Source organism: Flavobacterium indicum GPTSA100-9 = DSM 17447, assembly GCF_000455605.1.
Lineage (GTDB): Bacteria > Bacteroidota > Bacteroidia > Flavobacteriales > Flavobacteriaceae > Flavobacterium > Flavobacterium indicum.
The window spans coordinates 603,356-628,497 of record NC_017025.1; the positions used below are offsets into that span (position 1 = coordinate 603,356).

Sequence of the window (25,142 nt, forward strand, 5' to 3'; positions counted from 1 at the left end):
GAACTCGATTCAGAATCTCTATTATTTTATAAAGTTTTATTATTTATGAAAGCTGTAATACAAAGAGTTTTACAATCTTCAGTAACCATTGATCAAAAAATAGTCGCCCAAATTGAACAGGGTTTATTAGTTTTAGTTGGTATTGAAGACGCTGATACTAAAGAAGATATTGATTGGCTTACTTCTAAAATAGCCAATTTAAGAATTTTTGGAGATGAAAACCAAGTAATGAATTTATCTGTTAAAGACATTAAGGGAGAAATGCTTGTTGTCAGTCAGTTTACATTACATGCACTTACTAAAAAGGGTAACAGACCTAGTTATATCAAAGCAGCAAGACCTGAGATTGCTGTACCATTGTATGAATCTTTTGTTCATCAAATGGAAATTGAATTAGGTAAAAAAGTACAAACGGGTCAATTTGGAGCCGATATGAAAGTCGCTTTAATTAACGACGGCCCCGTAACTATTATTATTGATACCAAAAATAAAGATTAATAGTAATAAAATTATAAATTCGGTTTTTGTATTTTTTTAGAAAATTTTATTACATTTACGCCAATTCTTAATTCGAAAATTAACGTTTTATCATGAATAAAATTGGCTTAGTTTTACTGTTTTTTATTAATATTTTATTTTCACAAAAACATTCATTACCAGGTAATATTGAGGAATTTAAAGAACATGCTAACGTAATTGTTTTAAATGAAAATTTATTGATTAACATTAAATCTATTAATGCTTATCAAGAAAATTATAATTTAGAATGTTTAGTTTTAAATGAAACGGGTTTTAAACAGTTAACATTAGAAGAAACTTATGATAAATCTAAAAAAATAAACAACATAGGTGTTGAAATTTATAACACTAAGGGTGTCTTATTTAAAAAATTTTCTTCAAATGATTTTACAGATACTTCAGCCTCTGATGGAGTTTCTATTTATAGTGATAATCGGGTAAAATCATTTCAATATGTTCCAACATTCTATCCATTTATTTTAAAATATAATTACCAAGTTAACTCTAAAAACACTTCTTTTATTTCTTCTTGGGTTCCTATTCAAAACTCAAATATAGCAGTTCTAAAAAGTAGTTACGTAGTAAATAATCAGTCTGGATTAAAGTTGAATTTTATAGAAAAAAATTTTGACAAATTTCAAGTGGAAAAAATTTCTAATGGTTATGAAATGTCAAATTTTAAAGCTTTAAAATTAGAATATTTGATGGATTATGATAATGAAATTTTAAAAGTTAATCCCTATCTCGAAAAAATAAATTATGAAGGTTTTGAATTTAGATGTGATTCATGGAAAAATTTCGGAATAGATTATTATGCTAATTTTTTAAAAGATAACATTGTTTTAAATGATAAAACGAAATTAAAAATTAAAGAAATAGTTCAACCGACTGATTCCAAAATTGATAAAATTAAAAAGTTATATGATTATCTTCAAAATTCTAAGAGATATGTGAGTATACAAGTCAAAGAAGGAGGTTTGTGTCCTATGCCAATTGAAGATGTAGAAAAATATAGTTATGGAGATTGTAAAGGTTTAAGTAACTATATGCGAGCGCTTTTAAATGAAGTTGGTATAGAATCTTATTGTGCTGTTTTATATGGTGGAACTAGAAAATTAATTGATGAAAAAGATATTTCATTTCAAGGTAATCATATGATACTTGCTATACCATTTGACAATGAATTAATGTTTGTTGAATGTACAGATTTAGATGCTCCTCTTGGTTATTTAGGGCAATTTACTTCCAACAGAAATGCGATTGTGTTTAAGCCAAATGGAGCAGAAATAATTGAGACCAAGAAATATGATTATTTAACTAATTTAGAACATAATGAAATAACGGTTTTATTAAATGAGGATAATTCTATCAATGCAACTATGAATTTACAATCATTTGGAATTAATTATGATAGTGCAAAAAAATTATCAAATTTAAATTTAGATAATCTTAAAAATCATTATAAAGAAAAATACAGTCATCTAAATAATCTTAAAATCGAAAAGTTTAAATTTAATGATGATAAACAAGCTCAAAAATTTATTGAAACAGTTGAGTTTACTTGTAGTGACTATTTGTCAAAAGATGGTGAAAATTTAATTGTAACACCTAATATTTTTCAAAGAAAATCTCCAGTTGCTAAAGTTAGAAATAGAAAGTTTTCTTTTAAAATTAATTATGGATATTCTGAAAAAGAAAATATAAAAATTAAAATACCCGTTACTTATACAATTAAAAATCTTCCTGATAATGTTAACATTAAAACAAAGTTTGGAAATTACATCATTAATTTAAAAGTCGTAAATGATGAATTGATTTATGAAAGAGAATTTAATTTTTTTGATGGTAACTATATGGCGTCAGAATATGAAGATTTTAAACAATTTACCGAATTAATCTCCAAATTAGATAATTTAAAAATTTTATTAGAAAAGAAATGAAAAAACTATTATTGTTAATTATTTTTTTGCCGAGTTTACTTTGTGCTCAAAAAAGAGAATTAGGTACTGTTACAATTGAAGAATTAAAACAAACTAAACACTCTCAAGATACTTCAGCTGTTGCGGCCTATCTTTTTAAAAAAGGGAGATCGTATTTTGACTATGGTTCGGATGGTTTTTCTTTGTATACAGAAGTTGAAGTTAAAATGAAAATTTATAAAAAAGAAGGATTAGATGCTGCGAATTTTGAAATTGCTTTATATAAAGGTGAATCCGATGAAACAATAAATTTTTCAAAAGCTATTACTTATAATTTAGTAAATGGTAAAATTGAAAAAACAAAGTTGAATTCAGATGGAAATTTCAATGAAAATATTAACGAGAATTGGAGAAAAATATCAATTTCGATGCCTAATGTTAAAGTAGGTAGTATTGTTGAATATAAATATGTAATAAAATCAAAATATTTTCAGAATATAAATAAATGGGAATTTCAATCTACTATACCAGTAGATTATTCAGAATATGTTTTTGAAGTTCCTGAATTTTATGTTTACAATAATCATTTCAGAGGAGGTTTAAATCCTGAAATTATAAAAGAAAAAAAAGACAAAAAAATTACGTTATCAAATAAAGTAAGAACAGGTGCTTCTCTTTCAACAAGACAAGGTCCAACTTCAACTATAGAATACGAGGAAATTAATTATATTGATAATATAGTGAAAATGTCTTTAATAAATGTTCCCGCATTTGAAGAAGAACCTTTTTCAAATGATTATAAAAATTACCTTAGTAGTTTAGAATTCGAATTAGCGTCTATTCAATTTAAAAATAAACCTTTTCAATTAATTTCTGAAACTTGGGAAGATGTAGTCAAGAAAATTTATGAAGAAGATGAATTTGGAAAACAAATTGACTTAACTGATTATTATTCAAATGATTTGAATAAATTAGCAATTAATAATAGTTCTACTCAAGATAAAATCAACGCTATATTTAATTTTTTAAAATCAAAATTAAAATGGAACGAAAATTATGGATATAAAACTTCAAAAAAACTAAGTAAAATTTATGAGGAGAAAACAGGTAATGTTGCCGATTTAAATTTGATGTTAGTTTCAATGTTAAGAAGTTCGGGTGTAGATGCAAACCCTGTACTATTATCAACAAGAAGTAGAGCAATTCCAATATTTCCTTCAATAAGTGCATTCAATTATGTTGTATGTGGTGTAGAATTAGAAAATAAAGTTTTACTACTAGATATTACCGATCCATACCTTCAAATTGATATGTTGCCAGATAGAGCTTTAAATTATTTAGGTATAATTGTTAGAAATAATGGAAGTTCGTCTCAAGTAAATTTGTCACCTTCTAATTTTGCAAAAGAAAACAATACTATTTCTGGGACTATCACAAACGAAGGGAATGTTGAGGGTACTTTAAATCAATCTTTAATTCAAAGGGGTGCCTATATTTTTAGAAGAGATTATGCAAATTTAACTGATGAAACTTATTTAGAAAAATTTGAGAAAGATTATACTGGAATTGAAGTAATTGATTATAAAATTGAAAATAAAAAAGATGTAGATTTAAATGTTAATAAAGTAATTAAGTTTAAATACACAAATGCTTCTGAAATCATAAGTAATAAAATTTATTTTAACCCATTTATGTTTTTCAAATTAAATGAAAATCCTTTTAAAGCTGAAAAAAGAACTTATCCAGTAGATTTCATGACTCCAATGGTTGATAATTATACCATGCATTATGTAATTCCACAAGGTTATGAAATTGAATCGTTACCAACACAAATTAATTTACAAATGAGCGATGGTCTTGCAAAATTCACATTTTACATAGCTAAAAATGGTGATAATATTCAAATATCCTCAAATTTAAGTATTTTTACTCCCATTTTTAACCCTGAATATTATGAGGAATTAAAAGAGTTCTTTAATAAGGTTTATTTAAAAATGAATGAGAAAATAGTTTTAAAAAAGATATAAAATGAATCTGAAAAACGCCCAACAAGAAGTTGATAATTGGATTAAAGAACACGGAGTTCGTTATTTCAATGAATTAACTAATATGGCCCAACTTACTGAAGAAGTAGGTGAGGTAGCCCGAATTATTGCTCGTAGATATGGCGAACAATCAGAAAAAGAAAGTGATAAAAACAAAGACTTAGGTGAAGAACTTGCCGATGTAGTTTTTGTAGTTTTATGCTTAGCTAACCAAACAGGCGTAGATTTACAAGCTGCTTTCGATAAAAAAATGGATTTAAAAACAAAGCGCGATCACGATCGTCATCACAATAACGATAAACTGAAATAAAGGTGAGTTGTGAGTTATGAATTGTAAATTATGAATTAAAAAATATAATTCACCATTCATAACTCACCATTAAAAATATGAACTGGATATTACTCATCATTGCAGGTCTTTTTGAAGTAGCATTTGCTACTTGCTTAGGAAAAGCTAAAGAAACCACTGGACATCAAATGTGGATTTGGTACGCTGGTTTCTTAATTTGCTTGACTATAAGCATGGTATTATTAGTCAAAGCGACAAAAGAAATTCCTATTGGTACTGCTTATGCCGTTTGGACCGGTATTGGCGCGGTAGGAAGTGTGATAGCTGGAATTGTTTTTTTTAATGAACCGGCTACTTTTTGGAGAATATTTTTTCTTTTCACATTAATCGCTTCAATCATTGGTTTAAAATACGTTGCTGTTTCATGAATTTAAAATTAGAAAAATCAACACTTAGATCTACAGTTTTAGCAATCACAGGTAGTAAATCGGAAACCAATCGTTTAATTCTATTAAAAGCTTTGTATCCTGAAATTGAAATTCTAAATTGTTCAAATTCAGATGATTCAGAAGTGATGTTGAAGGCGCTAGATTTGGTTACATCAAATGATATCTATGTACCGTTGCATGTGGATATACATCATGCAGGTACTGCCATGCGTTTTTTAACTGCTTTTTTCGCAATTCAAGAAGGTAGGGAAGTGGTTTTAACAGGCTCTTCACGAATGAAGGAACGCCCAATAAAAATTTTAGTCGAGGCTCTAAAACAATTAGGCGCCGAGATAGAATATTTAGAGCAAGAAGGTTTTCCACCTTTAAAAATTAAGGGAAAATCGCTCATTCAGGATAAAATTTCATTACCTGCCAATGTAAGTAGTCAATATATTTCGGCTTTATTGTTAATTGCACCCAAATTGAAAAATGGTTTAGCGTTAAATTTGGAAGGTGAAATTACATCTGTTCCCTACATTAAAATGACGTTGGCTTTATTAAATGAACTAGGTGTGAAAACTTCATTTGTGGGTAATACAATCACTGTTGGTCATGCTGAACGCGTTGGTTTACACCAGTTCGCTCCACTCGAATCTGTCTTTCAATTAACCGTTGAATCAGATTGGAGTTCTGCTTCCTACTGGTATTCATTGGTTGCACTTTCGGAAGTAGGAACAACAATTACATTATCGAGTTATAAAAAAAATAGTTTACAGGGTGATGTAGTTTTAGCAAATATTTATCAAGATTTTGGAGTGGAAACTTTTTTTAATAATGATAATACAAATACAATTACTATTTCAAAAGTAAAAAACTGTCAACTGTCAACTGTCAACTATCAACTTAGAAACTCTCCAGATATTGCTCAAACTATTGCCGTTACTTGTTTTGGATTAGGAATTGCGTGTGATTTATTCGGTTTACACACCTTAAAAATTAAAGAAACAGATAGACTTGAAGCTTTAAAAATTGAGTTAACAAAATTAGGTGCAAAAATTGCTGTAACAGAAGATTCATTGCATTTGGAAAGTTCAAACAGTATTAATGAGAATGTGTCTATAAAAACCTACCAAGATCATAGAATGGCAATGGCATTTGCGCCTTTAGCTTTAAAAGTGCCAATTGTAATTCAAGATGCAGAAGTGGTAAGTAAATCGTATCCCATGTTTTGGGAAGATTTACAAAAAACGGGTATAAAAATAATTGAAAATTAACGCAACTATTATATTATATGTGCATCTTGTAATAAATATTTCGATGTGTTTTAGAGCTTTTTTCATAGTAGCATTATTGTCAATACAATCATTGTTTGCTCAATTATCAAATTTTACATTTCAAGTTAATGCTTCTAATGAAACTTGTTTAGGAAATGGGAGTTTAAATTTTTTGGTTACAAATACGACACCTGGTGCTGCTCTAACTTATTCTGTTTATTTATTGCCTAATATAACTACGCCTATAGCAGTAACTACAAATACTACATTAACTGGTTTAAATTCAGGGGTGTATCAGGTTGTTGCAACTCAAACTTTAGGAGCAAATTCAGGGACACAACAGCAAAACGCAACAATAATAAATACCATTCAAAATTTATCTTATACCATTTCTGGAGTAAAACCAATATGTGGAAATGAAGGCGTTTTAACTGTAAATGTTAATTCGGGAAACCCGGTTACGTATCAAATTATAAATGGTCCTATTACTACTGGAATTCAAAATACAAATGTTTTTAATAATTTGCCCGTTGGGCAGTATCAAATTAGAGTTGTAGATGCATGTGGAAATGCGGTAATTCAAACTTATACCTTATTACAAAGTTTACCGGGTTTAAATATTGATTTTGGCACGGTTGTTCCTCCATTAATTGATTGTAATACCCTAAAAGTATCCAATTATTTTGCAGCTTTATCTGGTTTTACAATTGCCTATCCTATTAATTTTCAATACACTGTCTTTCCTCCTGGAGGAGGTACACCTGTAGTATTAAATCAAAGTGTTAATTCAGGTAATGTTGTTTTACAAAATATTCCATTTCATAATGGTCAGCAATATTATTATAATTTAGTTGCTACAGATGCATGTGGAAATGTTTATACCTTAAATAATAACCCAGTTAATCGAAAATTTGATATTGCATTAAGTGTAAATAATTTGAATTGTTCAACAAAACAAATAGAAATTACACCATCATATTTTATTGCACCATATACAATAAATTTTACTTCATTTCCATCTGGCTTTAATCCAATTGCATATAATGGACTACATCCAGGGCCTTTTTTAGGAAATAGTACAGCTTATGGCGGTGTTGGAAACTCTATCCCTTTAGGAAGTTATACCATAACAGTTACAGATGCGTGTGGCAGAACTGCATCAAAATCGATAAATGTTCAAAATATTCCAGCTATGTCAACTTATATAGCTTCTTCAGACGGTTGTGGTAAAGTAATGGTGACTTTAAGTACTGTTTTAATGCAATCAGTTTCTATAATTTCTGCTCCTAATGGATTCCCCAATTCGCTGCCTTATGATGTAACTTCTTTTATTGATCCTGTTTCTAATAATTTAATTATGACAGGTTTAATGGAGGGTAATTATATTTTTCATATTGTTGATATTTGTGGAATTGAATACACTTTAAATGTGATTGTACCACCTTATATACCCAATAGTTTTTCAATCACACAAAGACCAGGGTGTGATCTAGGATTTGGTTCGGCAAGAATGATTTCTGATGTAAATGTAGTTTCTGCAGTCTTAATCAATGCTCCAAGTAGTTATACTGGTACTTTACCGTTGAATTTATCTATAATTTCAGCAAATTCATTTTATTTGTCTAACGTTCCTGATGGTAATTATGTAATTCAGTCTATTAATTCATGTGGAGTTTCAAGAACTGATACAATTGCAATTTCAGGATATACTCAAACAACTTCAAATGTTGTAATTCAAAGAAATTGTGGTTCGTTTAATTTACAATTTACTCATGCTAGTAATGCGTCTGGTACTATTTTATATTGGTTGCAAAAGTTAGATGTTTCAACTGGAAATTGGGTTCATCCTTCATCAGGTATAATTTATGTTAATGGTTCAGATCCTAATACGGGTAATTCATTACTACTAAATGCTTCAGTTAATAATTTGAATTTGGCTTTTTCAGGACAATTTAGAATATTAAAATCATTTCAAACTTTTTCAGCTAATGGGGGAAGTATAGATTGTGTTAAAGAAATTTATTCTTTCGAAGTTGATCCAAATCCTATTATAGATTCTGTAAATCAATTTGGGTGTAGTAATGGTAATTCAGAAGCGGTTGTAAATGTAATTGGTACACCTCCGTTTCAATATAGGATTACCACAAAAGACGGAAATCCATTTTTGATAAATAATGGGAATTCAAATTATTTTATAAATTTAGCACCAGGAATATATAATTTTCAAGCTGAAGATTCTTGTGGAAATCTAGTTAATAGAATAATTGAAATAACTAATTTAGCACCATTACATATTACTTCATCTATTCTTTGTAATGCACAAAATGGAAGTTTAGCAGTGCCCAATATTAGTTTTTTAACTTATGAATGGTGGAAAGATAATGCAACAACTACAATTTTAAGCACAACGAATGCATTAAATTTTATACCTTTTAATAATCCTAATGATTTTGGAGTTTATCATGTTAGAATTGTAAATACTTTAAACTCGAGTTCATGTTTAAATACAGAATTAACATTTGTTATTTCTGATGCCTTAAATAATCCACATGCAGGTAATGATAATACGATTACTTATTGTGGAAATCAAGGGACTGTTAATTTGCAAAATCTCTTGAGTGGAACATTTGATAACAATGGATTTTGGATAGAACTTAGTAATTCAAACGGCAGTTTAATAGGTTCTAATTGGGATACTACAAATGTTAGTTTTGGTACCTATCAATTTTCGTATCAAGTAAATGGTTTTTGTTCAAATAGTGATGAAGCTATAATTACAATTAATTTTAATCAAAATCCAGAGGTTTTAAATTTAATACCTAATTATTCGGTTTGTGAAAATGACACTGTTCAAATAGTTGGCGATCAAAATAACATCTCATATACTTACACATGGACAGGTCCAAATGGATTTATTTCAAATAATCCAAATATTGAAATTTTAAACGCACAACCAGAACAGAGTGGTAATTATACTTTAATTATATCTAATGGCATTTGTAATTCAGTTCCTTATGTTGTTAATGTATTGATTGCAAATTCTCCAGAATTTTATATTCAAGATTTATGTAGTGACAATGTGAAAACACTTCAAGTTGTACCAATTAATAATTCATTCAATATAGAAGATGTTTCTTATAATTGGTCAGGTCCAAATGGCTATATAAGTAATAGTAATCCAATTCAAATAAATGAAGAAGCAATTGGTGATTATTCAGTTACAGTAGATAATGGGACTTGCGTTTTAAATGAGACCATTACAGTTTTGAATTTATTATGTGCTATCCCAAAAGGAATTTCCCCTAATGATGATGGGTTGAATGATTATTTCGATTTAAGCGGATTCGATGTAAAAGAGTTAAAAATATTCAACAGATATGGTCTAGAAGTGTATTCACAATCAGCCTATAAAAAAGAATGGTACGGACAAGACTTTAAAGGTAATGTATTGCCGGCAGCTACCTATTATTATGTTATTTTACAAACAACTGGGGAATCTAAGACAGGTTGGGTGTATTTGCAACGATAATTTACCTTTTAATTATTTCAATGGCTTCTAAAATAGTTTGAATTTTTTCATTAGAAACAGGAATTTGAATACCATTTTTAAGTTCTAAACTTCCACCATCAGATTTAATATAAGCTTTTATGAAATTTGTATTGACAATATACGATTTATGATTTCTAACAAAATTTTGATGAATACACATAATGTCTTCAAAGTTTTTTAAGTTTCTGCTGACAAGCAATTTTTCATTGTCCAAACAAAATATTTCAGAATAGGCCCCTTCACCTTTGATGTAAATTATTTTTTCAGTTTCGATGAATACTAAACTATTACCTGTTGGAATTGCTATTTTTTTTATAGAGTCTTGTTTTAAATTTTCTTTTAGAAGTGTATATTTTTCAATTTTTTCCTTCTCTTTTGAAAAACGATTTACAGCTTCAGTTAATTCTGTTGGATTTATTGGTTTTAATAGATAATCTACAGCAGAAAATTTAAAAGCTTGAATGGCATATTCTTGGTAAGCAGTAGTGAAAATTATTTTAAAACCTATTTCGTTTTCATCAAAAAAATCTAAGAGTTCCAATCCACTATGACCAGGCATTTCAATGTCTAGAAAAACCAAATCAGGTTTGTTTTTTCGAATTGCCTTAACACCTTCAGGTAAATTTTCGCATTCAGCAATTATAGTCACATCGGAACAATATTCATTAATAAGCAATGCTAAATTTAATCTTGCTCTTTTTTCATCATCTATTATTATTGCTCGTATCATTATTCTAAAGGTAATTTAATTATAACAGTTGTGCCAGAAGCCTGTTTCGTAATGGTGTATTTGTCTATTGTTTCTATTGAAATATTTTTATTTGTATATTGATTTAATAAAGATATTCTATTTTGTAGTGCATCTGTTGCAAAAGATTGATGATTCTTATTTTTTATTTTATTTAAAGCATTGCTTTTTACTCTTCCTATACCATTATCATCAATTTTAATTATTAAATTATTTTCGATTTTTAAAAATTCAATAGTCAAAATTTTCTCTTCCTTCTTATGAAGTAATCCATGTTTTATGGCGTTTTCCACATACGGTTGTATGAGCATAGAAGGTATTTTAATAAGTTCAGTATCAATGGATGGGTCAATAGTTATTGTATATGTTAAGTCGCCTTCAAATCGGGCTTTCTCTATATCAAGATAAAGTGCTAAAGTTTTAATTTCATCTGAAATAGTTATCCAGTCTTTTTCTGTCATTTCTAATATTGTGCGGGTTAGATTAGAAAATTTAGACAAATATTCCACGGCTTCTTTCTTTTCGTTGGATAAAATATAGGATTGTAAAGTGTTTAATGCATTATAAAAGAAATGTGGATTCATTTGCGATTTGATGGCTTTCAATTTCGTTTGGTTTACATTTTTTTCTAAGTTAATTTTATCTAAAATAAGTTGGTTTCGTTTTTGGATTTTTTTGATATTACTACGATATAGCCAATATAACAAAGCTAAAATAGTTAGTGATGCACCAAAAATAAAAGGGAATTGTAGCCAAAATGGACGATTAATTTTAAAATGAATTTTCGTTGTGTTTTTAAAATCTGAATTTAGTACAAATTCAATGGTATAACTACCATGATTTAATGAGTTTAAAACTAATTCTGGATTTAAAACATCTGCTTTTTGCCATTGCGATTCGTTGATTTTATATAACAATTCGTGTTCTTCAAAAGGTGTTGGTGATAAAAAACGATAGATAATATGAATGTTATTTTCGTTATAAGACAAATCATTCAGCTTAAATTTTTTTATAACTTGATTGTTCACGGTTATGTGTTTGATAACAAAAGTTGGGTTGGAACGATTATAAACTTCTTGATTTCTAATGATTAAACCTCTGTTGGTTGAAATGTAATAGCAGTTGTTTTTAATGATAATATCATTCACTTCAATATTACTATTGATATGAATAATTTGTTTTAGCTTTTTAGAGGACAAATCGTACTCAAAAATGTATTTATTGGTAATGATAAAAAGAAGTCTGTCTTTAAGAATTGTTTTTTCAACATTGTCCTTTTGAATAATCGTAGGAAAATTAATTTCTGAAATTATATTTTTATTAATTTGATATAAATTCAAATCACCATTACAAGCATATATTTTCCCTTTTTCATATGAAAGTTTGGTGATATTTAATGAAGTGTTTTTATACTTTAATTCAGAAAGTAAACCATTTTGACCAATATAAAACAAACCATTGTTTGTGGCAAAATAAATTGTTTTATTAATACTGTCAAAAGCTGTTGATTTTCCTTTAGCATTAATAACAATATTGTTGTAATTAAGGTTTTTTAATTCGATAAAAGCCTTATAAACCAAATCCCACTCACTTTTGCTATTTTCATTCGTTTTAATTAAACCTGAAGAACTACTGGCAGCAAACGCAATATATTTATGATCAACAGCGCAAACACTTTTAACAGCAATGGGTAATTCTTTGGTTAGTTTTAGTTCCGAATTTAAAACACCAAACTTGGAAGAAGTAAAATACAATTGGTTTGAAAGTTTATCATAAAAAACTTGTCCCATTTGATGGTTGTCTTTTCCAGTAAAAATGGTTTTAAACTGTTTTTTTTTTAAAGCGAGAATTTTATCATTTTTGGTCCCGACAATTAATTGCTCGTTTTTAAAACACAAAGTAGTTAAACTTTCTTGAGAGCTAATTAATTGGGTGTCGAAATCTTCAATATAAAATAAACCTTCAGTTAAAGTAGAAATCCAATAATTGTTGTTTTTGGTTTTGTAGATGTAGGAAATATTAGTTCCGTCAAAAAAAGTACGTTTTGTTCCTAATTCATAATCCATTTCTATAATTCCTGTCGTAGTACAAAGCCAATTTTTATTATTACACCAACTCAAATTTTGAACAATTGTATTTTCTAGATTTAATTCTTTTTTAATAAATTGATTGTTAGAAAATAGATAACAATAATTTGAAAATTTAGAACCAATAAGTAACCCATTTTTTGTTTTTTCTACGAGTATGGAATTAAAGTTTTCTGAAAAGTCTTTTGGTAAATCAATTTTTTGCTGAATGTGATCATCATGGATAACAATCAATTGATTTGCAAAAACATAGATAGTGTTATCACTAAAAAAAATGTATTTATTATCCTCTGTATTAAGTTCAATCTTTTTAATAAGTGAAAGTGTTTTTAAATCATAAATATCAACGGTGTTTTTGTTAATGATATACAATTGGTTTTGAATAATTCCGTATTTAAAATAACCAATAGATTTGTTTTGATTCAATTTTTTCAATTGATTTTTCTCAACATAATACAAATAACCATCAAAGTTTTCGTACCAAATTCTTCCAAAAGCATCTTGTTTTATACAAGAACCTGCTTTTGAGGTCATGCCATCTTGACTAAAATATTGAAAAGTATAACCATTAAATTGACACAAACCTTTATCGGTGGCAAACCACATAAAATTGTCTTTATCTTCAAAAATGTCGTAAACACTATTGGTTAACAATCCTTGTGATTTATCAATTGTATTGTAATACGGGTTTTGCCCAATTAGTTTTTGGATGAATACTAAAATTAAAACTAGGAAGATCTTGTTCAATTGATTGTTTTTATCAAAAATATGAAAAAGAAAGCTTTAAATAGAGTGTAATTAACAAAACAAACAGTTCAGTTTATAAAAGTAGGGTTTGGTTAACTCTAATTTGGTATTGGTAAATTAGAAAATGTTATTTTTGAATTTAAAGATAGTTTTGAATTAAAATTTATTCTGATGAAAATTTTAAAATGCTATCGATTGGAGTTGCTGTTAACTGTTCTGTATTTAATACTCGGACTTTTTATTTTCTATTTCTTTTTAAAATGATTTTCGTTAACTCAAAAATGCTTTTGGTTAACTGATTAAAATTAATATGAATTGGACTACTAGTTTTGTTTGATAATTATAAATCTACAATTATGAAAACAAAATTATTTTCTTTTTTATTTATGCTGTTTTGCAGTGTGTTAAGTGCTCAAATTAATGTGACAGAGAGTTTTGAGTCGGGTTCAGTTCCTTCAAGTTGGGCAACTAATAGTTTTAATATTGTTAATGATGGATCAGTTTCTTGTGACGGAACATATTCATTGCGAATAAATTTAACGCAATTAGGGAATGGTGGAGTTCAAACGGGTTATTTTGTGACACAAAATTATACTTCAAATGGGGAACAAATTACTTTTTCTGTTGGTTACAATAAAAATAATAATTCTGCAAGTTTTTCAGGAAATATAAAATTATATTATGCTGTAAATAATAGTGCAACTTTTGTTCAATTTGCTACATCTACAAGTTTTCCAACAAGTTGTTTTAGTGATACAGGAAAAATAACAGGAAATATAGCGGCTGGTGTTATTACTTCTGGAAGTGTAGTCAGATTTAAAGTTGAGGTAAATCATAGTGCGAATTATGCTTATGTTAATGTAGATGATTTAGAAATTACTCAAAATGTATCAACTGTAAATCAGACAATAGCAGAATATAATTTTAATAATACTTACAATAATTTACTTGGAAATGCACCTTTTGGTTCAAATACTGGTACATCTTTCACAACAGATAGAAATGGTAATTCTAATAGTGCACTTAATATTCAAAATACAGGTACTTCTGCTACAATAAATGGATTGCCTTATGGAAATTCTGCTAGAACTATTTCGTTTTGGGCTAAAGTTAATACCATGCAATCACCATATAATATGACTTTTTCTTACGGACAAAGTTCTAACAGTAATGCAGTCGGTGGTTCTTTTAATACTACTACAGTTGATTATTTTGGTTATGCAAATAATTTTAATGCAAGTTCTAGTAATAATCCTTCCACTTGGTACCATTTTGTATATACTTATGATGGTACAACAGCCAAGATCTATAAAAACAATGTTATGATTGCAAGTCAACCAAAAACTTGGAATACCATAAACAATAGTAATATATTTAAATTAGGCGTAGGTGTAGGCGGTGAATTAAATTTTGATGGAGCAATTGATGATTTGAAAATATTCAATTATGTTTTAACAGATATAGAAATAAACAATTTATACACTTATAATTCATTAGTTCCAATAACAAATAATGAAATTTATACCTTTAATTTTAATAATTCTTATTATGATGTAACTTCTGTAAATAGTTTTAATGCTACAGGAAATTTTACAACGGATAGAAATGGAAATATTAATAGTGCTTTACAGTTAAATAGCGCAGGTACTGTTGCAACTTTAACTAACTTACCAATAGGTAATGCTTCTCGTTCTATATCCATTTGGATTAAAATGAATAGTTATTTTTTCGATAACTTTTTGTTTAGTTATGGTTCACCAGCAGCTAATCAGTCCTATGGTTTTTCTTTGAAATCAAATATGATAAATAATTATGCATGGGCAAATGATTTATCATATACTACTAGTATTCCATTAAACACTTGGAAACATTTAGTTGTTACATTTGATACAACAACAGACTTAGCATCAATTTATCTAGATGGAGTTTTGATAACTAGTGCGGCCAAACCAGATTGGAATACGGCAAATGAAACTAGTTTTTATTTAGGAAGATCGTATCAAGGATCAAATAGCTTTAATGGAGTAGTTGATGATTTAAAAATTTATAATTATGCTCTTACTCAATCGGAAATAACTAATTTATACAATTATAATACCATATTAAGCAATCAAAATTTTAATCAAAACAATTTAGAAGTTACGTTATATCCAAACCCGGTTCAAAATGTATTAAATATAAATGTTGATAATGCTATTAAATCAATAGAGCTATTTACGCTTCAAGGGCAAAAAGTTCTAAATTCAACTTCAAATCAAGTGGATATGTCTTCATTAAATTCGGGAATTTATTTAGTGAAAATTACAGATGAAAATAATTCGATGACAACTCAAAAAATAGTAAAAAGATAGTTGGGATTAATAGTTTTAGTTGTAAAAAAGGGTTGACTTTATGTCAACCCTTTTTTATTTATCGTCTTCTAAATACATTTTTCGAACTCTTTTGAACAACTCACTAGAATAAACAAAATCGGTAACTGCTGCGTTATCTGTCTTGAAAATTTCTTTATTAGACCCTTCCCATTCCAATAATCCATTTTTTAGAAACACAATTTTTTCCCCAATCTCCATTACCGAATTCATATCGTGTGTGTTAATTACTGTGGTAATGTTGTATTCTTTTGTGATTTCTTGAATCAAATTGTCAATAACAATGGCCGTTTTTGGGTCTAAACCTGAGTTGGGTTCATCGCAAAATAAATATTTCGGATTATTTACAATTGCTCTTGCAATGGCTACCCTTTTTTGCATTCCTCCGGAAATTTCAGAAGGTTTTTTGTGATGTGCATTGATTAAATTAACCCGTTCAATCACAAAATCAACACGTTCTTTAATTTCTTTTGGAGTTTTATTGGTGAACATTTTTAATGGAAATCCAATGTTTTCTTCCACGGTCATACTGTCAAAAAGCGCACTTCCTTGAAAAACCATTCCAATTTCAGTTCTTAAATCACGTTTTTCATCTTTATTTAAATGACCATATATTCTTCCATCAAATGAAATGGTACCACTGTCTACCTCATGAATTCCTAAAAGTGATTTCAAGAATACCGTTTTTCCAGAACCACTTTGTCCAATAACCAAACTTGTTTGTCCAGCATCAAATTTTGTAGTAATGCCTTTTAAAACTTTTTGTTCACCAAAGCTTTTTTCAATGTTATTTACTTCAATCATTAGCTTAACAAAATTTGAGTTAAAATATAGTTCATCAGAATAATCACAACTGAGGTCCAAACAAATGAAACAGTACTTGCCTTACCTACCTCTAGTGCGCCTCCTTTCATGTAATAACCATGAAATGAAGGAATAGTAGCTAATAAAAAGGCAAAAACCAATGTTTTAATAAATGCATAAGTGATATGAAAGGGAATAAAATCTTCTTGAATTCCAACAATAAATTCTTGACTTGATGCAAAACCACCATAAACGCCTGCTAAATAACCACCAAACACACCTAAGAACATTGCAATACCAATTACAAAAGGGTATAAAAATAAAGCAATAATTTTAGGAAATACTAAATAGTTTAAGGAATTTACCCCCATTACTTCTAAGGCGTCAATTTGTTCTGTTACACGCATGGTCCCAATACTTGATGTAATAAAGGAACCCATTTTTCCTGCCATAATGATGGAAATAAAAGTAGGAGCAAACTCTAAAATAACAGATTGACGTGTTGCAAATCCAATTAAATATTTCGGAATCAGTGGGTTAGTAAGGTTTAAGGCTGTTTGAATGGCTACAACTCCACCTACGAAGAATGAAATAAAGCAAACAATTCCTAATGAATCAATCACTAAATCGTCAATTTCTTTTAGTATTAATTGTCTCATTACACTCCATTTAACAGGTCGGTTCAACATGTCTTTGAGCATAATAAAGTATCGTCCAATTTGCGATAAATAACGAACTAACATCATAGTTTAAAAATAATTTCAAAAATAGTGTTTTTTGGCTAGTAACCCAAAGTAAAATTAAACTTGTAACTGCTTTATTTTTTACCTTTTTAATTTTTGAATCATTTTTTTCCAACGGTATTTTCTAATAAATTGAGCTTGTTCTGGAGTTACTAATAGGTTCTTTTTTTCACGTTTAGCTTTCCAAAATCCTTTGATGTAGTCTAAAAATAATAATGGTTTGCCTTTACGAAGAGCTAATTTTATAGAGGCTACAGCTGTAATAAAAAAACCATATCCTAAGGTGTAAAAAGCCTCACCTTGTTTGTATCTTGCTGCTTGATTATAACTGGCACCTGTAGGTTTTAAGTGTTTTACGTGTAAGCTTTCATCGGTTACAACTTTCCAATTGTAGAATTTACATAATAATTCGTCAACGGTATCCCAACCCATTTGTGGTTTTAATCCACCAATTTGTTTAAATGTTTCTTTTCTGTAGGCTTTTAAGGCGCCTCTTATGTGGTCTTTATCGGTTAAGTTTTCCAACACCCAATCCCCATTTTTTTCTTCACAGATTTCATTTTTTTGCCAAAGGTGTTCAGGAACCCTATTTTTTTTATTGGATTTTATGTGTTTATTTCGGGTTTCAATATAACAAAAGCCACCCACCATTCCTATTCTATCATCCGATTGGAAATGTTTGATAATAGTTTCAAAATAATTTTTAGGGAAAATTAAATCAGCATCAATTTTTACTATAATGTCGTAATTTTCATCAATATGTTTTTCACCTTCCTGAAAAGCTTGAATAACTTTACTGCCTGGTAAATGAATCGCATCTGATTTTTTATTAACTAATTGAATAAATGGAAATTGAGAAGCAAATTCTGAAACAATTTCAGCCGTTTTATCTGTTGAATTATCATTCACAACAATCAATTTTGTTGGTAAAACGGTTTGTTCAACTAACGATTGTAAAGTTAAGCCCATAAAAGCTTCTTCGTTATAGGCCGGAATGATAATATAGTATTTCATTTAACTAATCACTATTTACTAATTACTAGTCACTCTTTCAGCATAAACTAAATAATATCTTGGAGTAAACCATCTTAAAAGAGGGCGTAATCCCAATTTTTTTACTGGATGCGTAAATTTAACTCGGTCTACAATTTTAAAACCAGTTTTTTCCAATAACCAATCCAATTGCCAATCTTCAAATTCATGATAATGTCGGTCCCACATATCTGTTTTACTTCTATATGCAGAAGAAAACCATAAACGTAAAGGAATAGAAATTAGAATTTTATCTGCTTTTACGTTTTCTAAAATCGTATATGGATTTAATAAATGTTCAAAAATTTCAAATGCTGTAAATACCTTGTAATTTTCAGTACGTAAAGCTTCTTGGTTATTGTCTAGATCTTCACCTTTTGTATTGATTACTTGATATCCATTATCCTCCATAATTTTGGAAAACGGATTGGGAACACCTAAATCGAAAATGGTTTCGTTAGTTTTTATATGTTTTTTTAAAAACTCTAACGTTATGTTGAAGCGTTTACTTGGATATGTTTTCTCGTACATTGAAAATCAGTTTATGATTTGTTTTTGGCAAAATTAACTATTACAAAGGAACTACAAATTATAAACTAAAAAAAATTATATTTCATATACAAAAGCATTAATATTCATTCCGGCTCCGACTGATGCAAATATAACAACATCACCTTTATTTAGTTGTTGGTTTTCAATTTTACCTTTTATAAGTAAGTCGTATAAAGTAGGAACAGTTGCTACACTAGAGTTGCCTAGTTTATGAATACTCATTGGCATGATTCCATCGGGAGGAGATTGTTTATATATTTTAAAAAAACGATGAATTATGGCTTCATCCATTTTTTCATTTGCCTGATGGATTAATACTTTTTTTACTTTTTCTATTGGAACGCCACTTTTTTCTAAACAAGAAGCCATTGCTTTCGGAACATTACTAAGAGCAAATTCATAAATTTTTCTTCCATGCATTTTTATGTAGCGAATGTCTGGATCGTGGGTGTCATTAAATGAATTTCCAAAATATAAATAATAAGCTTCGTCATGGGAAAAAGTAGCCGTTTCATGCGCTAATATACCACCAGCTTCATCCGTAAGTTCAATTATAGTTGCGCCAGCACCATCTGAATATATCATGGAATCTCTGTCGTGTTTGTCAACTACTCTTGAAAGTGTTTCTGCACCAATGACTAAACATTTTTTAGCCATCCCAGCTTTAATATATGCTTGTGCTTGAATCACTCCTTCTATCCAGCCTGGACATCCAAAAAGAATATCATAGGCAACACATTTTGGATTCTTAATTTTTAAATTATATTTTACTCTACTGGCCAAACTAGGTAATATATCTGTTTGAATAGCACCGTGTTTTACATTTCCAAAGTTGTGTGCAAAAATGATGTAATCTAATGATTCTGGATCTATATTGGCATCAGCAATAGCACGTTCTGCTGCAATCGTAGCAATATCTGAAGTGTTTAAATCATGAGTTACATATCTTCTTTCTTCAATTCCAGTAATTTCAAGAAATTTTTGTGCTACAATTTCATTGGATTGAGGAAAATCAGATCCGTCTTCATTTAAAAAGATATGTTTTGCAAAGTCTAAATTTGTAACAACTTCTGTAGGAATGTAACTTCCAGAGCCTGTGATTTTAATATTCATTGGGACTTATTTTTTGTGAATTTACCAATTTTATAGCAGAAGTAATCTTAGTAATTGTAATTTTATTACAGAATTGCATTGTTTTTAAAAAAGTATTGTAAAAAAAACACAATTCAAATTTTAATTCAATTTTATTGAAAAAATTTTATTCGCATTACAGTAGCCATATTTAGACTCATTTTTTTCATGACATCACAATTTGGTCCGTCAAAATTTTCGTCAATTGAAGTGTATAAATGGTCTAACCAAATTTCAAAATGTTCGTGACTAAAGGGGTGTTTGTCATGAATATCTTTGTGAATTTGAAACATATTATTGCTGTATCCTCCCTTTAAAAATAATCCTTGTTCCCAAAAATCAGCTAATATTTCGAAGTGTTTTTCTAAATGTTGGTCTACATCAGTAGCTTTTGTAAAAAAGAAATTTATGGAATTGTCTTTTAATAAGCGATCGTAAAAATTTCGCATTATTAAAAGGATATCTTCTCGGGTTTCAATATCTCTCATATTTTAAATTTTAATGATACAAAGATAACTATCATTGATTTTGTTTTAATTGATAATTATCATAAAAAAGGCTCTGAATATTCAGAGCCTTTCTTCTTGCTATTTGTTTTTTATTACATATATGCTTCAATTGGAGCACAAGAACAAACTAAATTTCTATCACCATACGCTTCATCAATACGACGAACTGTTGGCCAAAATTTATTTTCTGCAATGTAATCCAATGGATAAGCCGCTTGTTCTCTTGTGTAAGGGAAAACCCATTCGTTAGCAGTAAGCATTGCTAAAGTATGAGGTGCATTTCTTAAAATATTGTTTTCTTCCTCTTTTGTTGAAGCTTCAATTTCTTTACGAATAGAAATTAAAGCATCGCAAAAACGATCTAATTCTGCTAAATCTTCAGATTCTGTTGGTTCCACCATTAAAGTTCCAGCAACTGGGAAAGAAACGGTAGGGGCATGGAATCCGTAATCCATCAAACGTTTTGCGATATCCGTTACTTTAATGCCTTTTTCTTCGAAAGCTCTACAATCTAAAATCATTTCGTGTGCGGCACGTCCCATTTCTCCTGAATATAAGATTGGGTAATGTCCTTCAAAACGTGCTTTCATGTAGTTCGCATTCAGGATGGCATATTTTGTAGCGTTTGTTAATCCTTCAGCACCCATCATTACAATGTAACCGTAAGAAATTAAACAAACTAAAGCCGAACCATAAGGAGCAGAAGATATAGCCGTGATAGCTTTACTTCCTCCTGTTGGAATAATTGGATTGGTTGGTAAGAATGGAACTAATTTTTCGTTCACACAAATTGGTCCAACCCCAGGTCCACCACCACCGTGAGGAATAGCAAATGTTTTGTGTAAGTTCAAGTGACAAACATCAGCGCCAATGGTAGCTGGATTCGTTAATCCCACTTGTGCATTCATGTTAGCACCATCCATATATACTAAACCACCATTTTCGTGGATGATATTCGTGATCTCAATAATAGCACTTTCAAAAACGCCATGGGTAGATGGATAAGTAACCATTAAAGCAGATAAGTTGTCTTTGTGTTGGATTGCTTTTGCTCTTAAATCTTCCACATCGATATTTCCATTTTCCATGGTTTTTGTAACGATGATTTCCATTCCTGCCATAGCTGCAGAAGCTGGATTAGTTCCATGAGCAGAAGCCGGAATCAAACATACATTTCTGTGGTTATCACCTCTTGATTGGTGATAAGCTCTAATAGCCATCAAACCAGCATATTCTCCTTGAGCACCTGAGTTTGGTTGTAATGTAGTTCCTTGGAATCCAGTAATTACATTTAATTGATGCTCTAATTTTTTCAACATGATTTGGTAACCTTCTGCTTGTTCAACAGGTGCAAAAGGGTGAATGCTGTTCCAGTTTGCCATAGATAACGGCAACATTTCAGCAGCAGCGTTTAATTTCATCGTACAAGAACCTAGAGAAATCATTGAGTGATTCAACGATAAATCTTTACGTTCTAATTTTTTGATGTAACGCATCAATTGCGATTCAGAATGGTTGTTGTTGAAAACATCATACTGTAAGAAAGCTGATTTTCTCACTAAGTTTTCAGGAACCATTGACTCATTTGCTAATTGATTTACAGCAAATGCATCTTTTCCAGTCGCTTCAGCGAAAATAGCAATGATTTGATTGATGTCGTTTACCGAAGTCGTTTCGTTGAATGAAATCGAAATCGTTTCAGCATCTGGATAGAAGAAGTTTACTTCGTGTTTTTCAGCGATTACTTTTACTTTAGTTGCATCCGCTTTTACTAAAATCGTATCGAAGAAAGCAGAATTTGTCTGGTAAACACCTAATTTATTTAAAGCATCAGCAGTAGTAACCGCAGAAGCATGAACTTTATCAGCAATATATTGTAAGCCTTTTGGTCCGTGATAAACGGCATACATTCCGGCCATAACCGCTAATAAAACTTGTGCAGTACAAATGTTTGATGTCGCTTTTTCACGTTTGATGTGTTGCTCACGAGTTCCTAAAGCCATACGTAAAGCACGGTTTCCGTTAGCATCGATAGAAACACCGATGATTCTTCCTGGCATCGAACGTTTGTATTCTTCTTTCGTTGCGAAGTAACCCGCATGTGGTCCACCATAGCCCATCGGAATACCAAAACGCTGTGTAGTACCCACAACAACTGCAGCGCCCATTTCACCTGGAGGTGTTAATTTAGCTAACGATAAAATATCAGCAGCAACAGCAACTTTAATTTCTTTTTCTGCAGCTTTTGCAATAAATCCAGCGTAGTCATACACTTGACCATATTTCCCTGGATATTGTAAAATGGCTCCGAAAAATTCTGTTGAAAAATCAAACGTTTCGTGGTTTCCAACTACTAATTCAATATTTAATGGAGTAGCACGTGTTTGTAAAACCGAAAGCGTTTGAGGTAAAATTTCTTCAGAAACAAAAAATTTATTTACATTGTTTTTCTTTTGTTCACGAGACCTAACATCTAAAAGTAGGGCCATTGCTTCGGCAGCAGCTGTTCCTTCATCTAATAAAGAGGCATTAGCTATTTCCATACCGGTTAATTCGATAACCATTGTTTGGAAATTTAAAATAGCTTCTAAACGACCTTGAGCAATTTCAGCTTGGTAAGGCGTATAAGCCGTGTACCATCCTGGATTTTCAAAAATGTTTCTTTGAATAACTGCAGGTATGCAAGTTGGATGATAGCCTAAACCGATATATGATTTGAAAACTTTATTTTTTTTACCTAATTCTTGAATATGAGATAAATATTCAAACTCCGTCATTGGAGCTTCTAAATTTAAATCGTTTTTTAAACGAATATCATCTGGAATAGTTTCATAAATTAATTGGTCTAATGAATCTACACCAATAGTTTGTAACATTTCATTTAAGTCTGTTTCACGAGGGCCTAAATGTCTTAAAGCAAATGCATCTGTTCTCATTTTGTAAATAATATATCTAACGAAAGTTGTGTTTTATAAAATTTGATTTGGGTACCCCAAATGCGAAACAAATGTAATTATTAATCTTGTAATATTCTGCTTTTAAAATTGGAATTTTTGTGATTTTTTCAACTAAAACCAATACTTATTAACAGATTGATTAATTTTGTTTAATGCTCAGTTTTAAAAAAATACTTGACTTTTATATAAACAGTAGTCTGCATGTGGCTTTTTCAGCACTTGCTTTAACTGCAATGACTGTTCGATTCTATGGTATTCCACAGGCATTAAATTGTTTATTGTTTGTATTTTGTAGTACATTAGTTGGGTATAATTTTGTAAAATATGATGCGCTAGTTCGCACTAAACAAAATACTTGGCGAGTAGAATTAAAATTAATCTTGTTGTTAAGTTTTGTAGCGTCATTAGTTGGTTTGTATTCGTTTTTTCAATTTCAATTGCGGACTCAGCTATTTATAGTAATCCCTTTTCTTTTAACACTTTTGTATACGTTACCTTTTTTTCCTAATCGTGCAAATGCCCGAAATTGGAAAGGAGTAAAGATTTACATGGTTAGTTTTTGCTGGGTTTTAATGACTGTTTTTTTTCCTCTTGTATTTGGAAGAATTAATTTAAATGGTTCTGTATTTTGGTTGTCAATTCAACGGTTTATTTTAATTTTTGTTTTGGTGTTAATCTTTGAGATTATTGATGTCACCAAAGACGACCCGCACCTGCAAACAGTTCCACAAATGATAGGGGTTAATAAGACCAAAATATTAGGGTATTTGTTGTTAAGTGTTTTGGTGCTTATTGATGTTCTTCAGCCTCAAATTCATTGGGTTGCATTGAGTTTTAAACTGCTCGTTTCGGTAACCATTGCTTTTTTTCTTTACTATGCTAAAGCAACAAAATCTAGGTATTATTCAAGTTTTTGGGCAGAAGGAATTCCTATTTTTTGGTGGTTATTATTTTTAGTTTTCAGTTAATTTTTTTAAAATTGAATTTCTATGAATAATGAATTGAATCAAATGTTTTTTCAATAACAATACATCAAAAAATTTTCCTAAAATACCATAAGGTGTTTCATATTCTAACAAATCGGTGACTTCTACATACTTTTCTTTTTGTTCAAAAAAATGTTGATGTTTAAAACTTTTAAAATGTCCTTTGAGTTGTTCGTCTACAAAATACGTTGGAAAAATCATCTCAGAAATTATACTCTGATGTTTGAGGTATACACCAAAATGTTTTCCTTTCCATGTGACTGTTTCATTCTTGTTTATTAATCCTGAGGTGGTGCCAGCAATGGCTATTTCTTTTGTTTTACTCGCCGTTTGTTGATGGATGGTTATGTCTCGATTTATGTTGAAAACAGTTTCAATAGGTGCCTGATAAATTGTTTTAATTGTTATTGTTGTCATTTTTTGAAATTTTAAACCTGACAGGTTTTAGAA

At 29.7% G+C, this 25,142-nt stretch carries 19 protein-coding genes; 9 read left to right on the forward strand and 10 right to left on the reverse strand.

Annotation, left to right across the window (positions count from 1 at the left end; all coding sequences use genetic code 11):
* Window positions 1-45 precede the first annotated feature (45 nt).
* The 7 genes from dtd (at window position 46) to KQS_RS14570 (ending at window position 10,006) form a co-directional block, all read left to right on the forward strand.
* Complete coding sequence (gene dtd / locus KQS_RS02535) at window positions 46-498, forward strand: D-aminoacyl-tRNA deacylase (RefSeq protein ID WP_014387644.1); 453 nt, start codon at window positions 46-48, stop codon at window positions 496-498.
* 92 nt (window positions 499-590) lie between these two features.
* Entirely contained in the window at window positions 591-2,459 is a 1,869-nt protein-coding gene (locus KQS_RS02540; protein ID WP_014387645.1) for a DUF3857 domain-containing protein, read from the forward strand.
* Window positions 2,456-4,465: a DUF3857 domain-containing protein gene (locus KQS_RS02545; RefSeq protein WP_014387646.1), complete on the forward strand. Its 2,010-nt coding sequence runs from the start codon at window positions 2,456-2,458 to the stop codon at window positions 4,463-4,465. The genes KQS_RS02540 and KQS_RS02545 overlap by 4 nt, the downstream gene beginning before the upstream one ends.
* Before the next feature lies 1 nt (window position 4,466).
* Entirely contained in the window at window positions 4,467-4,793 is a 327-nt protein-coding gene (locus KQS_RS02550) for a nucleotide pyrophosphohydrolase (protein ID WP_014387647.1), read from the forward strand.
* 77 nt (window positions 4,794-4,870) lie between these two features.
* Window positions 4,871-5,200 (forward strand): DMT family transporter, encoded by a 330-nt coding sequence (locus tag KQS_RS02555; protein ID WP_014387648.1) that lies wholly within the window; start codon window positions 4,871-4,873, stop codon window positions 5,198-5,200.
* Window positions 5,197-6,477: a 3-phosphoshikimate 1-carboxyvinyltransferase gene (locus tag KQS_RS02560; protein WP_014387649.1), complete on the forward strand. Its 1,281-nt coding sequence runs from the start codon at window positions 5,197-5,199 to the stop codon at window positions 6,475-6,477. Before KQS_RS02555 ends, KQS_RS02560 begins: the two co-directional genes overlap by 4 nt.
* Window positions 6,467-10,006 carry a gliding motility-associated C-terminal domain-containing protein gene (locus KQS_RS14570; RefSeq protein WP_041251965.1) on the forward strand — a complete coding sequence of 1,180 codons (3,540 nt, stop codon included), beginning with the start codon at window positions 6,467-6,469 and terminating at the stop codon, window positions 10,004-10,006. The genes KQS_RS02560 and KQS_RS14570 overlap by 11 nt, the downstream gene beginning before the upstream one ends.
* Before the next feature lies 1 nt (window position 10,007).
* On the opposite strand, the gene KQS_RS02570 is transcribed toward KQS_RS14570, so the two are convergent.
* Together KQS_RS02570 and KQS_RS13940 are read right to left on the reverse strand one after the other, a co-directional pair.
* A complete protein-coding gene (locus tag KQS_RS02570; RefSeq protein ID WP_014387651.1) occupies window positions 10,008-10,757 on the reverse strand; it encodes a LytR/AlgR family response regulator transcription factor in 750 nt (249 codons plus the stop codon).
* Window positions 10,757-13,609 (reverse strand): sensor histidine kinase, encoded by a 2,853-nt coding sequence (locus tag KQS_RS13940; protein ID WP_014387652.1) that lies wholly within the window; start codon window positions 13,607-13,609, stop codon window positions 10,757-10,759. The genes KQS_RS02570 and KQS_RS13940 overlap by 1 nt, the downstream gene beginning before the upstream one ends.
* A gap of 356 nt (window positions 13,610-13,965) precedes the next feature.
* On the opposite strand from KQS_RS13940, the gene KQS_RS02580 reads away from it, so the two are divergent.
* Entirely contained in the window at window positions 13,966-15,960 is a 1,995-nt protein-coding gene (locus KQS_RS02580) for a LamG-like jellyroll fold domain-containing protein (RefSeq protein WP_014387653.1), read from the forward strand.
* A 54-nt stretch (window positions 15,961-16,014) separates the two neighbouring features.
* Here the strand turns inward: KQS_RS02580 and KQS_RS02585 are convergent, their stop codons facing one another.
* The 7 genes from KQS_RS02585 to gcvP form a co-directional block, all read right to left on the reverse strand.
* Complete coding sequence (locus KQS_RS02585; RefSeq protein ID WP_014387654.1) at window positions 16,015-16,782, reverse strand: ABC transporter ATP-binding protein; 768 nt, start codon at window positions 16,780-16,782, stop codon at window positions 16,015-16,017.
* On the reverse strand, window positions 16,782-17,528 hold the full coding sequence (locus KQS_RS02590; protein WP_014387655.1) for an MlaE family ABC transporter permease: 747 nt from the start codon (window positions 17,526-17,528) through the stop codon (window positions 16,782-16,784). Before KQS_RS02590 ends, KQS_RS02585 begins: the two co-directional genes overlap by 1 nt.
* 78 nt (window positions 17,529-17,606) lie before the next feature.
* The gene (locus KQS_RS02595; protein WP_014387656.1) at window positions 17,607-18,539 is read right to left on the reverse strand and encodes a glycosyltransferase; all 933 of its coding nucleotides are present in this window, start codon (window positions 18,537-18,539) and stop codon (window positions 17,607-17,609) included.
* Window positions 18,540-18,557: 18 nt separating this feature from the next.
* Window positions 18,558-19,088, reverse strand: a complete 531-nt coding sequence (locus tag KQS_RS02600) for a class I SAM-dependent methyltransferase (protein WP_014387657.1) — start codon at window positions 19,086-19,088, stop codon at window positions 18,558-18,560.
* Between the two features lie 75 nt (window positions 19,089-19,163).
* Window positions 19,164-20,222, reverse strand: a complete 1,059-nt coding sequence (locus tag KQS_RS02605) for a 3-oxoacyl-ACP synthase III family protein (protein ID WP_014387658.1) — start codon at window positions 20,220-20,222, stop codon at window positions 19,164-19,166.
* A 131-nt stretch (window positions 20,223-20,353) separates the two neighbouring features.
* Window positions 20,354-20,728: a group III truncated hemoglobin gene (locus KQS_RS02610; RefSeq protein WP_014387659.1), complete on the reverse strand. Its 375-nt coding sequence runs from the start codon at window positions 20,726-20,728 to the stop codon at window positions 20,354-20,356.
* Between the two features lie 113 nt (window positions 20,729-20,841).
* Entirely contained in the window at window positions 20,842-23,685 is a 2,844-nt protein-coding gene (gene gcvP / locus KQS_RS02615; RefSeq protein ID WP_014387660.1) for an aminomethyl-transferring glycine dehydrogenase, read from the reverse strand.
* A 224-nt stretch (window positions 23,686-23,909) separates the two neighbouring features.
* On the opposite strand from gcvP, the gene KQS_RS02620 reads away from it, so the two are divergent.
* Window positions 23,910-24,674 carry a UbiA prenyltransferase family protein gene (locus tag KQS_RS02620; RefSeq protein WP_242400770.1) on the forward strand — a complete coding sequence of 255 codons (765 nt, stop codon included), beginning with the start codon at window positions 23,910-23,912 and terminating at the stop codon, window positions 24,672-24,674.
* Here the strand turns inward: KQS_RS02620 and KQS_RS02625 are convergent.
* The gene (locus KQS_RS02625) at window positions 24,660-25,109 is read right to left on the reverse strand and encodes an SRPBCC family protein (RefSeq protein WP_014387662.1); all 450 of its coding nucleotides are present in this window, start codon (window positions 25,107-25,109) and stop codon (window positions 24,660-24,662) included. The two genes, KQS_RS02620 and KQS_RS02625, sit on opposite strands and share 15 nt — an antisense overlap.
* Window positions 25,110-25,142: the final 33 nt, after the last annotated feature.